Annotated in this window: 10 protein-coding genes; 4 read left to right on the top strand and 6 right to left on the bottom strand. The window is 37.3% G+C overall.

Annotated features, from left to right (window positions below):
* Window positions 1–327 precede the first annotated feature (327 nt).
* Both B0E34_RS08135 and B0E34_RS08130 read left to right on the top strand, forming a co-directional pair.
* Window positions 328–2,523 carry a glutamine synthetase III family protein gene (locus B0E34_RS08135; RefSeq protein ID WP_076391403.1) on the top strand — a complete coding sequence of 732 codons (2,196 nt, stop codon included), beginning with the start codon at window positions 328–330 and terminating at the stop codon, window positions 2,521–2,523.
* 441 nt (window positions 2,524–2,964) lie between these two features.
* Entirely contained in the window at window positions 2,965–3,678 is a 714-nt protein-coding gene (locus tag B0E34_RS08130) for a C40 family peptidase (protein ID WP_087708554.1), read from the top strand.
* Between the two features lie 376 nt (window positions 3,679–4,054).
* Here B0E34_RS08130 and B0E34_RS08125 read toward each other — a convergent pair whose 3' ends face one another.
* The 6 genes from B0E34_RS08125 to B0E34_RS08100 form a co-directional block, all read right to left on the bottom strand.
* Window positions 4,055–4,633 carry a pentapeptide repeat-containing protein gene (locus B0E34_RS08125; RefSeq protein ID WP_087708552.1) on the bottom strand — a complete coding sequence of 193 codons (579 nt, stop codon included), beginning with the start codon at window positions 4,631–4,633 and terminating at the stop codon, window positions 4,055–4,057.
* Between the two features lie 116 nt (window positions 4,634–4,749).
* Complete coding sequence (gene rodA / locus B0E34_RS08120; RefSeq protein WP_087708551.1) at window positions 4,750–5,979, bottom strand: rod shape-determining protein RodA; 1,230 nt, start codon at window positions 5,977–5,979, stop codon at window positions 4,750–4,752.
* Window positions 5,976–8,009 carry a peptidoglycan D,D-transpeptidase FtsI family protein gene (locus B0E34_RS08115; RefSeq protein ID WP_087708549.1) on the bottom strand — a complete coding sequence of 678 codons (2,034 nt, stop codon included), beginning with the start codon at window positions 8,007–8,009 and terminating at the stop codon, window positions 5,976–5,978. Before B0E34_RS08115 ends, rodA begins: the two co-directional genes overlap by 4 nt.
* On the bottom strand, window positions 8,006–8,512 hold the full coding sequence (locus B0E34_RS08110; RefSeq protein ID WP_076391393.1) for a rod shape-determining protein MreD: 507 nt from the start codon (window positions 8,510–8,512) through the stop codon (window positions 8,006–8,008). The genes B0E34_RS08115 and B0E34_RS08110 overlap by 4 nt, the downstream gene beginning before the upstream one ends.
* Entirely contained in the window at window positions 8,505–9,359 is an 855-nt protein-coding gene (gene mreC / locus B0E34_RS08105; RefSeq protein WP_076391391.1) for a rod shape-determining protein MreC, read from the bottom strand. Before mreC ends, B0E34_RS08110 begins: the two co-directional genes overlap by 8 nt.
* A gap of 27 nt (window positions 9,360–9,386) precedes the next feature.
* Entirely contained in the window at window positions 9,387–10,412 is a 1,026-nt protein-coding gene (locus B0E34_RS08100; protein ID WP_027381028.1) for a rod shape-determining protein, read from the bottom strand.
* Window positions 10,413–10,806: 394 nt separating this feature from the next.
* Here B0E34_RS08100 and hemA point away from each other — a divergent pair, with 394 nt between their 5' ends.
* Both hemA and hemC read left to right on the top strand, forming a co-directional pair.
* Window positions 10,807–12,081, top strand: coding sequence for a glutamyl-tRNA reductase (gene hemA / locus B0E34_RS08095; RefSeq protein ID WP_087708547.1), 1,275 nt, complete (start codon window positions 10,807–10,809; stop codon window positions 12,079–12,081).
* Window positions 12,068–12,979 (top strand): hydroxymethylbilane synthase, encoded by a 912-nt coding sequence (hemC, locus tag B0E34_RS08090; protein ID WP_087708545.1) that lies wholly within the window; start codon window positions 12,068–12,070, stop codon window positions 12,977–12,979. Before hemA ends, hemC begins: the two co-directional genes overlap by 14 nt.
* Window positions 12,980–13,020 lie beyond the last annotated feature (41 nt).

The following is a 13,020-nucleotide window of genomic DNA, read 5'->3' as shown; positions in this document are numbered from 1 at the left end:
ATTATTAATTTGCTAACCAGCATTTTAACACAATTGACGTAACAAACAAAAATTATTTTTCTGTCTTAAAATTAAGATTTTTGAGGTGTTCTTTTTTAAAGTATCAGCAATAAATTTTCTTAATATTAAAAGTTACAGTTTAAAGTTCGATTCATTTTCTCATATATTAATAGGTATAAAAATTTCAATTTGGGAATTCAAGCCCCTTTAAAAACTCATTATATTTTAAAATTATATTAAATTTCAAAAGCACCCCTTAAATTTTTAGGGTAAAATATTTTTCAATTCAATTTTTTTGTAAATTTGCCCCGTAAAAATTAACCTAATATGTCAACTTTAAGATTCAAAGCGTTAGAAACTTTACCATTCAAGGACTTCAGAAGAGATAATTCTGTAGAAGTTCCTGTAAAATTATCAGAATTATTCTGTCAGAATGTTTTCTCTGAGGAAACAATGAGAGAATATTTAACGAAAGAAGCATTCCAGTCTATTATGGATGCAGTAAAAAAAGGAAGCAAAATCCAGAGACACATTGCAGATCAGGTTGCGGTAGCCATGAAAGACTGGGCAATGAGCAAAGGTGTAACACACTACACACACTGGTTTCAGCCTTTAACAGGTTCTACAGCAGAAAAGCACGATTCTTTCTTCACTCCGATTGAAGGAGGAAGAGCGATCGAAAGATTCAGCGGAAATTTATTGATACAGCAGGAACCGGATGCATCTTCTTTCCCGAATGGAGGTATCAGAAACACTTTTGAAGCGAGAGGTTATACCGCATGGGATCCTACATCTCCTGCGTTCATCATGGGAACTACTCTATGTATTCCTTCGATCTTCATTTCTTACACAGGAGAAACTTTAGATTACAAAGCTCCTCTTCTAAGAGCTTTGAACGCGGTAGACGAAGCTGCAACCAATGTAATGCAGTATTTCGACAAAAATGTAACAAAAGTAACCCCAACTTTAGGTTGGGAGCAGGAATATTTCTTGGTAGATTCTGCTTTATATCAATCTCGTCCTGATTTGGTTTTAACAGGGAAAACTTTGTTAGGACACTCTCCTGCAAAAGGACAGCAGTTGGATGACCACTATTTCGGTTCAATTCCTACAAGAGTCATGAATTTCATGAAAGAGCTGGAAATCGAATGTATGAAATTAGGAATCCCTGTAACAACGAGACACAACGAGGTAGCTCCGAATCAATTCGAGCTTGCTCCGATGTTTGAAGAAGTAAACGTTGCTGTTGACCACAACTCTTTGTTGATGGACGTTATGGCAAGAATCGCTCACAGACATCATTTCCATATTTTATTCCACGAAAAGCCTTTCGCTGGCGTAAACGGAAGCGGAAAGCACAATAACTGGTCTTTGGCAACCGATACAGGTGAAAACCTTTTAAGCCCGGGAAAAAACCCTAAGAAAAACCTACAGTTCTTAACGTTCTTCGTCAACACAATTAAAGCAGTTCACGAATATGCAGATCTTTTAAGAGCAAGTATTGCTTCTGCAAGCAACGACCACAGATTGGGTGCAAACGAGGCTCCGCCGGCAATTATTTCCGTATTCATCGGAAGCCAGTTGTTCAGAGTTTTGGAAGAGCTTGAAAAAGTAACGGAAGGAAAACTTTCTCCGGACGAAAAAACAGATTTAAAACTAAATGTAGTTGGAAAAATTCCTGAAATCCTGTTGGATAACACAGACAGAAACAGAACTTCTCCATTTGCATTTACAGGAAATAAATTCGAGATCAGAGCGGTAGGTTCTTCTGCAAACTGTGCAGAATCTATGACGGTAATGAACACGATTGCCGCAAAACAATTAAACGACTTTAAAAAAGAAGTAGATGCTTTAATTGAAACAGGTCTTAAGAAAGATGAAGCAATCTTCAATGTATTAAGAGAATACATCAAGCAGTGTAAAAACATTATGTTTGAAGGAGATGGATATTCTGATGACTGGGCTAAAGAAGCGGAAAAGAGAGGTTTAAACAACTTAAAAACAACTCCGGAAGCTCTTAAGCAGGAAATGGATGAGAAATTCTTAGCGCTTTACGAAGAGATGGGAATTTTCACGCACAGAGAAGTTGAAGCAAGAAACGAAATCAAATTAGAAAAATATTCTACGGTTATTGATATCGAAGCAAGAGTGTTAAGTGACATCGCAAGAAACCACATTATCCCTTCCGCGTTAAATTATCAGAACAGACTGATCGAGAACGTAAAAGGGTTAAAAGAAATCTTCGGAGACAAAGAATTCAAATCTTTGGCAAAAGAACAGATGAGCTTAATTACAAGCATTTCCGAGAATGTTTCTAAAATTAAAGTAGGCGTTGAAGATCTTATTAAAGCAAGAGAAGCGGCAAAAGCAGTTACCGAGAGCCAAAAACAGGCTGAAGAATACTGTAATAAGGTAAAACCTTTATTCGACACCATCAGAGATGCATCAGACGATCTTGAAATGATGGTAGACGATGAGCTTTGGCCAATGACGAAATACAGAGAAATGTTATTTACAAAGTAACATTTGTAAAGTTCCATATTAGTGAAACTCTCCGATTGATCGGGGAGTTTTTTTATGAGGTATGAATGCTTTGTTAAAACGAAAACAACAGCCGTTATAAAAGCATTAAAAAGTAGAGTTAAAAACCTGAAACAACCGAAAAACCAATCATTTATTAACAAAATTTATAATGGGGTATTTTGAATTAATTTGATTGCCTATCCTTTATTTTACAATAATCCGCAATATTTTTGTTAAAGAATCTTAATAAAAAAAACCGCACACCTACCCAAAACAGGCGGTTGCGGTTTATTTTTTTTTAACATACGTAAAAATTATGTTAAAATGTGTTAAATAAAGAACCTGACAATTGTCATATCGGGGCTCTTTTACTTGGATTCTATATTTTTGTATTGCTTTTGAAAATATACTATCCTTTTTTAACACGGTAATCAAATATATATGAAGAAAAGAGTTTTGTTTTATCTAGTTGCTTTCGTCTCTACTGTATCGTTACAATCGTGTGTTACAAACTACGTAGTTTCAAAACCAGCAACTTACGCTAAAGAATACAAAACAGATGCCAAACTTGCCTCTCTTGAAACAAACAAAATGGAGCAGGATAAGCAGAAATTAATCAACTCATTTCTTGCAGAAAAGGCAGCTACTTTAGCCAACGCAAAAAATTCTATCAAAAATTCTGAGATTGCAAAAGCAATCAAACATAGCGCAACAATCGATAACATCTTAAACGAAGCACAGACTTATCTTGGAACGCCTTACCGTTACGGAGGAATGACAAGAAACGGGATTGACTGTTCAGCTTTTGTACTTTCAGTTTTCGGTGCTGCAGCAGGTCTTAGCTTACCAAGAGTAGCTGCTTCACAATCTGAAGAAGGTGAAAGAATAGAAAAAGAAAACCTTCAGAAAGGAGATTTGATTTTCTTTTCTCACGGAAGAAGAATTTCTCACGTAGGAATCGTAGAAAGCGTAACAGAAGACGGAGAAGTGAAGTTTATTCACGCCGCAACTTCAAAAGGAGTCATGATTTCTTCATTAAATGATTCTTATTGGGGTCCAAAATACAGATTCGGAAAGAGAATCATCAACGAAAACGGAGAAGCTTACAATAATCTTGCAACAACAACTCCGGCAGCAAACGCAGCAAGTTTTTAATTTTAAATAATTGATTTAAATAATGAAACCATCAAAAATTTTGATGGTTTTTTTATTGTTCCGTTTTTGACTACACCGTCTTTTGCTTCGCAAAATCCACCCCTTCAGAGAAGGGGAATTGCTTTTTTCTAATACTAAGATAAATAATTTGCTTTTAGTTTCACAGAGCCGTTTCACTCATAAAAGAGCTTAGATAATTTTTATCTCATTTTGTTATTAAAATTACTGTGAAATTGAACTCCTGCGGAGTTCTGATTCTACATTCTTCATTTATACTACACAGATACAATTCCTACGGAATATTTATGTACAGAAAATCCAAAGATAAAATGGTATTAGACAGCAAAACGATCAACGATTAACCATCAACAGTAACCTATCCGTTTTTATCAATTTCAATATCGAATTGATGAAGGAGTCCATGAATTTCAGAAAGCGAAAATTTAGCCTGTTTAAGCCTGTTTAAAGCCGGATTGATGGAATAACTGAACGATGTACGGAAATCCGCTTTTTCGAGGTTGGTATGGTCGAAAACAGCTCCTGAGAGATCGCATCCGGCAAATATTGCGTTCGATAAATCACATTCGGAAAAATCGACCTCAATTAATTTTGAATTTCTGAATAGTGTTTTTTTGATTGATGTTTTATAAAATATGGAATTGTTGAGAAGACAGCTTTCAAATGTAAACGATAATCCGAATTCATTGCAGTCGTTGAAATGCAGTCCAAACATTTTACACTCTTTAAAAACCACCTCGCGAAAAGCTGTTGAAACCAGATTCATCATGCTGAGGTTGCAGTCAATAAATTCGCAGTCGTTAAAATTGAATCCTGAAAGATTCGCGTATTCTAAATTACAGTTTCGGAAAGTACAGTTTTCGTATTCGCCTTTGTCTAAAGGCTGTGTGAAATTTCTGTTCTCGAAATGCTGATCGGAAAAATAGGATTCTTTCATAAACTTTGTTGAGAGTTATTTTATCTCACGAATTTGGCAGGTTACGCAGATCTCAATTATGAAAATTAAAACATACTATTTTGAACTTCCATCATCCAACTTCTATCCTCCAGCTTTTAAACCAGACTATTCTTATCCGAATAATTTAATTTAAAGAAAATAAAAGTCATCATTGAGAACGCCAGTAAAGAACTTCCTCCATAACTGAAATACGGCAACGGAATACCAACGGTTGGGAATAGCCCCATTACCATTCCTAAATTGATGGTAAAGTGCATTAAAAGAATCGAGGCAAAGCAATATCCGAAAACGCGGTTAAAGCCCGATTTCTGCTGCTCGGCGAGATAATAAATCCTTCCGATATACACCATATAACAGAGAATAAGAACAGCGCTTCCTACAAATCCCCATTCTTCACCTACCGTACAAAAAATATAGTCGGTTTCCTGCTCCGGAACAAATTTCCCCTGCGTAACGGAACCTTCACGGTATCCTTTTCCCCAAAGACCTCCGGAACCGATAGCCGTTTTAGAATACAACAAATTATATCCGGAAGTATCCCTGAATGCTTTTTCACCTTTAAAAAGAACCTCAATTCTTTCTCTCTGGTGTTTCGGAAGTTTTTCTAAAATATAAGGCGCACCGAAAGCCAGACCACATAAAAGCAGCACCGAACCTGCAATACTTGAAATGGAAATAATATTCCACGACATTTTGTAATAATTCATTGCAATGTACCCTCCGATAATCAGGATGATGGTAATCGCAACCCAGATCGGATCTATCGCCAAAGAGACGAGGAAAACCCCTGCAAAAAGAAATCCTACTCCAAACAGAACTCCGCTCAATCCTTCACGATACAAGGCAATAAAAAAGGCGATAAAAACCAACATGGAACCAACATCGGGAATGGCGAGAACCACAACAGCCGGAATTCCGACAATAGCCAAAGTGGTTAGTAATGACTTTCTGTTTTTCAGATTAAATTCCGGTCCGGAGACATAATTTGCGAGCATTAAAGCGGTTCCAATCTTTGCAAACTCAACGGGCTGCATGGTAAAACTTCCGAATTTATACCAGTTTTTCTGCCCGAGGATTTCTTTACCAAAAGGGAAAAGTCCTACGAGAAGCAATACTCCACCGATGTAAATAATTCCTGACATATTTTCGAAGAACTTGCTTCGTCCCACGAAAATCACCAATCCGACGAACAGGGAAATGCAGAAGAAAATAAGCTGTTTTTCTCCTAACTTTTGGTCTACACTATAAATATTTGCGATGGCAAAAGCACAAAGCAGGAAATATAAGCCAAGACCTAATTTATCTATTCCTTCTGCCCATTTCATTGTTTAGCAGGTTTTGTTTTATTATTTTTCGTTTCGATGTCTATCTGTTTCTGCAGTTTTGCTTTCTGCTCTTTTACAAATTTCAGGCTGTCCTGTATTCTTTTCTGCTTGAGAGAATCTACCGGTTCTTTGTACAATCCTTTACGCTTCAGATCGGCAATCCACTGTCTTTTATATTCAGGCATAAAGCTTGAGGAAGTCATTTTTTTGTAGAGATTTTCACGCTTCAGATCACCTGTAATAAATTTTTCGGCGATTACCGTTGAGGCTGGACCAGCCCAAGTCGCTCCAAATCCGGCGTGTTCCATTACCGCCGCAACTACAATCTTAGGTTTATCAGCCGGAGCAATCAAAACAAAAATGGAATTATCTTTTCCCTGCGGAACCTGTGCAGTCCCTGTTTTTGCCAACTGGGTAAAATCGTTGGATTTTAAGCCATGTGCCGTACCTCTTAAAACCACCGCTTCCATTCCTTTCAGCACCGGTTCAAAATGTTTTTTATCAACTAAAGTCTGATGCTTCTTTTTGAATCTCGGATCCGGATTGGGCTTTCCGTCGATCGATTTTACGATATGCGGAGTGTAATACCATCCTTTATTGGCAATTGCAGCCACATAATTGGCAAGCTGAAGCGGAGTTACCAATACGTCTCCCTGTCCCATTCCGTTGAAAACAGCCCCGGTTGCCAAAGGATCCCAATTTTTAGGATCTTTTTTAGAACCACTTGCTTTATAAATAGAAGCCATTCTTTTCTCATAAAATTCTCCGGTTGGAATTCTTCCTTTTGCACCTACCGCAAAATCATTATTTAAAAATTCCCCTACTCCGAAACTGCTCATGATCTTTTTCCATTCGTCAACCCCTTTCGAAGGATTTCCGGGATATTTATTAACGATCGCCAAATACGCGTAGGAAAAGTAACAGTTACTCGAAACCTGAATAGCAGGAATCAGCGGATCTGCGCCACCGTGACCTTTAATTCTCAACCCTCTGTAATTAAATCCGCCTCCACAAGGAAACACTGTATTTTCGTCCATTACACCCATCTGCATCGCAGACAAAGCGGTTAACAATTTAAATGTGGAACCGGGAGGATAAGCTGCCTGTAAAGACCGGTCGAAAGTCGGTTTGTTCTCGTAGATTGTATCTTTGGATAAAGCGTAGAGGTTTTTAGATTTATTTGGTCCGGTAAAAAGATTCGGATCGATATCCGGTCCGGTTGCAGCCACCAGAACTTCTCCGTTATTGGGATCAATCGCCACAATCGCACCGTGCTTATTAACAAGCATTTCTTCAGCAATTCTCTGCAGATCGTAGTCTATGGTAAGTGTAATGTCTTTTCCTGTGATAACGTCTTTGTCTAAAGATCCGTTTTTGTAAGGTCCTACATTTCTCAGTTTGATGTCCTTCTGAATGTATTTCATTCCTTTCACTCCTCGAAGTTCTTTTTCGTAGGCTTTTTCAACTCCTGTTTTTCCGATGAAATCGCCCGGTAAATAATAGGCAGAGTCTTTTTTAATTTCTCTTTCGTTAACTTCACTGGTATATCCCAAAAGATTTCCCGACGTAGAAACTTCATATTGTCGCTGAGGTCTTGAAACGATGCTGAAAGCGGGATATTTGAATATGATTTCCTGAACTCTCGCAATGTCTTCACGGCTTAGATTTTTCATGAAGGTCATGGGAGTCAGCTTGGAATAATATTTTTCTTTTTTAATATTTTCAATGGTTCTTACGAAATCATTTTTGGAAATCTTCATCAGGTTGCAGAATCCCACCGTATCAAAGTCAGGACGCATTAAAGCCTGAGTGAAGGAAATTTCATAAGCAGGCTGGTTTCCCACCAGAATTTTGCCGTTGCGGTCAAAAATGACTCCTCTTTGCGGAATAACGTATTCAATTTTAATGGAAGTATTCGCTGCATTTAAAGCATAACGATCCGTAAACAACTGTAAATAAGCAATTCTCGCCACAAAAATCAGAGCGATAACGATAAGAACGGAAAAGATTTTTAAATAACGTGTGTTCAAACTTTTTGTTTGATTTTAAAGATTAATGCGTAAATAACTATAAATATAAATGAAATTAAACTAGTTACCAATACATTAAGCAATATTTCAAAAAATCTGCTCAACTTGAAGAATTCAATGTACTGTACTAAAAGCTGATGCAAAAAGATACTTGAAAATAAAAACAGTAAAAACTGCGCCCACTGCAGGGACTGAAAAGAGAAAAAATCTGTAGAAGTATCTGTAGAAGTTCTGAAAATCAAAGTCCTGAAATAAGCAATCAAAGTGGTTGCAAATGCATTCATTCCCCAGGTTCCGAGAAATGCATCTACGGAAAGCCCGATAAGAAAACTTAGTGCTAAAAACTGAAATTTATTTCTGAAAAAAGGATAAAACATCACGAATACCGGATAGAGCACCGGAGTGTACTTTCCGAAAATGGTGATCCTGTTCAGTACAAAAACCTGTAATGCAACCAGAAAAATCATAATCAATATATCCGTAAATAATGTTCTGCTAATCATTTTCCTTTTTTATTACAGCCTGCATGGTGTCCTGAATCTTCTGAACTTCAGCTTTCTTGAGGTTTTTCACCACATAAACTTTGCTTAAAGCTCCCATTTTTTCACTTAGTTCCACCGAAATATCCCAGAATCCGGTTTTATTATCCACAGAATATCCTGCAATGGTTCCGATCTGTACGCCTTTAGGGAAAATCGCTGATTTTCCGTCGGTAACCACAGTATCGCCAATTTTCAGGGCAACATATTTTGGAATATCCGCCAAATGCATTACTCTGGAGTTGTCTCCGTTCCATGTTAAGGTTCCGAAATATCCTGAGTTTTTTAAAGCAGCATTGATTCTGATTTTATTAACACTTAAAACCGACTGAACCAAAGCATAGCTGTCTGTAGAGTTAATAACGATTCCGGCGATTCCTTTCGGAGCCATCACGCCCATTTGCGGAAAAACACCGTCTCTGCGACCTCTGTTGATGGTAAAGTAGTTATTTCTTCTGTTGATGCTGTTGAAAACAATCTCTCCGTCTACAAAAGTATAAATTTGTCCGCCTCCGATCGTATCATGAACTTTTCTGAACATTGGATTTTTCGCTCCCTGTTTTCCGTAAAGTTCAACCATCAAGGCTTTATTTTGTGCCACAAGATCTTCGTTGATCTGTTTCAGCTTAAGATACGAAACTCCTTCATCAATATATCCCGAAACCCAGGAATTGAAAGCAGCAGACTGCCCTGCAATCCATGATTGCTGCATGGCGTTTTTAGAGAATATCAGAACAAGAGCAATGATTTGCAGAAATATAAAGAAGACAAATAGCGCATTCTTTGAAAATAATCTCAGCAAAAATCCCATTCAGATGTGTTTCGTAAAAAGTTAGAATTATTTAATTAAGAAATTGAATTTATCCATATTCTTAAGAGCAATACCAGTTCCGCGAACAACCGCTCTCAACGGATCTTCTGCTACAAATACAGGAAGACCTGTCTTTTTGTGCAATCTGTCTGCAAGACCTCTTAATAATGCACCGCCACCGGCAAGATAAATTCCTGTCTTATAAATATCTGCCGCCAATTCCGGAGGAGTAAGAGAAAGAGTTTCCATTACCGCATCTTCAATTCTGATGATTGATTTGTCCAATGCTCTTGCAATCTCTTTGTAACCCACCATAATTTCTTTAGGCTTTCCTGTAATAAGGTCTCTTCCCTGTACCGGAATATCTTCGATATCTACGTCTAAGTCTTCAACGGCAGAACCAACTTCGATTTTAATTCTCTCCGCTGTTCTTTCTCCGATATATAAGTTGTGATGCGTTCTTAAGTAATAGGCAATGTCATTCGTAAATACATCTCCCGCAATTTTTACAGATTTATCGCAAACGATACCTCCTAAAGCTACAACAGCAATTTCTGTAGTACCGCCACCTATGTCGATGATCATGTTTCCTTCAGGTTTCTGTACGTCGATTCCAACCCCTATTGCTGCAGCCATTGGTTCGTATATTAAACGAACTTCTTTAGCGTTTACTTTCTGGGCAGAATCTCTTACCGCTCTTTTTTCAACCTCCGTAATTCCGGAAGGAATACAGATAACGATTCTTAACGCAGGCTGAATAAATTTCCCTTTAATTCCAGGAATTTTTTTGATGAATTCCTTAATCATGTGTTCAGAAGCGTGGAAATCGGCAATTACCCCGTCTTTCAACGGACGGATTGTTTTGATGTCCTCATGAGTTTTCCCCTGCATGTGTTTCGCCTGTTCACCCACGGCAATCGGTCTGCCTGTCGAACGCTCGATCGCGACAATAGACGGCTGGTCTATAACAATTTTATTATTATGGATGATAAGGGTGTTGGCAGTACCAAGGTCTATCGCAATTTCTTGCGTAAACATATCGAATAAACTCATACTTTTACTTCTGATTTTTTAAAGAGTTACAAAGATATAAATTTAAGACTATCAAAGAAATTCCGCGGGCATATAATTTGGTTAAATTTTTATTAAAATTTGCAATCGCCTATTAACTTTTGCCCTAAGCATTTACATAATTTATTTTAAGCTGGATTTAAGAGAAACACAGGCGCAATGCAGGTAAATGGACTGTCTTCACTTTTTCATTTTTTGTGAAATATTTTTGTGAAATAATTAAATGAAGAAAATCTGTGTTTTTCAACAATTATTTTTAACGTTTATTAACAACAAAACATTGTCATTGGTCATCTCCGAAATAGTTTTTTACGATAATTATCATATACATTATCAAGGAATGTTTTGCTAAAAAAAACGTAAATTTGCCACGCTTATGTTACAATATTCAAACATACATCAGACGTCTAATTTTGCTGTGCTTTCCGTTAGTTTCGAAAAAGCTGACGCAGAAACAAGGGGTAAATTTGCATTTTTTGATGAAAACATTAAGAATTTTGTTACCCGAATCCATAATGAAGATTTAGGGGATTCCTTTGTCGTTTCGACTTGTAACAGAACCGAAATTTACACCACTTCTCCCAACTATCTTTTGGTTGCGGAAGAATATTGTAAAACAATTGGGGTTAATCTGATGGATTTTCTTCAATTTGCCAATATTTTAACGAAGGAAGAAGCTTTAACTCACCTTTTCAGAGTTGCAGCCGGACTTGAAAGCCAGATTATCGGGGATTTTGAGATCATCGGACAGATTAAAAAAGCCTACAACCGTTTCAAAAAAGAAAGACAGAACTCCAATCCTTATCTGGAAAGAGCCATCAATTCCGCCATTCAGATTTCGAAAAGAATAAAAAATGAGACCGGAATTTCCAACGGAGCAGCTTCTGTTTCTTATGCGGCGGTTCATTATATTTTAAACAGCCAGAAAAGAATTACCGAAAAAAATATTCTTCTGCTTGGTGTAGGAGAAATCGGGCAGAATACAGTTGAAAATCTGGTAAAACACGTTTACCAGCCGAAAATAAAAATTGCCAACAGAACTCAGGAAACGGCAGCTAAGATTTCCGAGAAGTATAATATTCCGCATATTGATTACGCCGATTTTGATAAAGAATTGGGCAATACAGATATTCTTATCGTTGCTACCGGCGCAAGACATCCCATCGTGAACAGGTCTCATTTCCCGAACGGAAAAGAAACTTTGGTAATCGATTTATCCATCCCGAATAATGTGGATAAAAACGTAAAGGAGAATGAAAATGTAACGCTGATTGACGTGGATGAACTTTCCAAACAGATTCAGGAAACTATTCAGCAGAGAGAAAAAGAGATCCCGAAAGCCGAAAAAATCATCAAGGAAATGACGAAAGACTTCCTTGAGTGGGAAAAAAAGAGAAAACTCGCACCCAATATCCATCATTTCAAAGCGGTTCTTAAGAACATGGAACGCAATGAAATGCATAATTTTTACAAAAAAAATAAATACATAAACATCACGGATATGGAACTTTCTGATAAAATGATCCAGAAAATTACCAACCGTTTTGCAAAATATATCATCGATAATCCTTTAAAAGCCGAAGAAATTAGTAAATTAATGCACGAAATATTAGTTGAACAACCAAACAACGAATTCAATGAAAAGCATTAGAATCGGAACCAGAAATTCTGCACTGGCACTTTGGCAGGCTAGAGAAGTTGCGAGGCATCTTCAGAACAACAATTATTTAACGGAAATTGTTCCTATCGTCTCTTCGGGCGATAAAAACCTTACACAGCCTCTTTATTCATTAGGGATTACAGGCGTTTTCACCAGAGATCTTGATATTGCCTTATTAAATGACGAAATTGATATTGCCGTACATTCTTTAAAAGATGTTCCTACAAAACTTCCCGAAAACCTTGAGATCGTTTCTTATCTGGAAAGAGATTTTCCGCAGGATGTTTTGATTCGAAAGGAATCTGCAAAAAACAAAGAACTTCACGAGCTTAAACTCGCAACCAGCAGTTTAAGAAGAAGAGCATTCTGGCTGAAAAACTTCCCCAATGCTGAATTTTCGGACATTCGTGGAAATATTCAGACAAGGCTTCAGAAGCTGGAAGAAGGAGATTTTGATGCGACCATTCTGTCTCTGGCAGGAATTAAGAGAATGAAAATGGACATTGATTATGAAATGATTCCGTTTTTAATTCCGGCTCCTTCGCAGGGAGTGATTGCTGTCGCAGGACATTCAGACAAAACTGAGATCAATGATATCATCAGACAGTTTACCAATCATAAAAATACGCAGATCTGTGTGGAAATGGAAAGAAATTTCCTGAGCACTCTGGAAGGAGGCTGTACAGCACCTATCGGAGCATTTGCCGAGCTTTTTGAAGACCAGATCCGTTTCAAGGCAGCGCTTTGTTCTCTGGATGGTAAGAATAGCATCGCAACCGATGAAAGCTTCATGTATAATAATGAAGAAAATTTCGGGGAAAAATTTGCAAAAACTGTTCTTGAAAACGGCGGAAAAGAATTGATGGTGGAAATTAAAAGCCAGATCTAAAATTCACTTTTTACATTTTAACTTTTAAGGTTCCGGACTTC

Source organism: Chryseobacterium mucoviscidosis (genome assembly GCF_002177115.1).
In the GTDB taxonomy this organism is placed as follows: domain Bacteria; phylum Bacteroidota; class Bacteroidia; order Flavobacteriales; family Weeksellaceae; genus Chryseobacterium; species Chryseobacterium mucoviscidosis.
The sequence above is the reverse complement of the archived record's forward strand: the minus strand, read 5'-3'. Positions and strand labels throughout refer to the sequence as shown.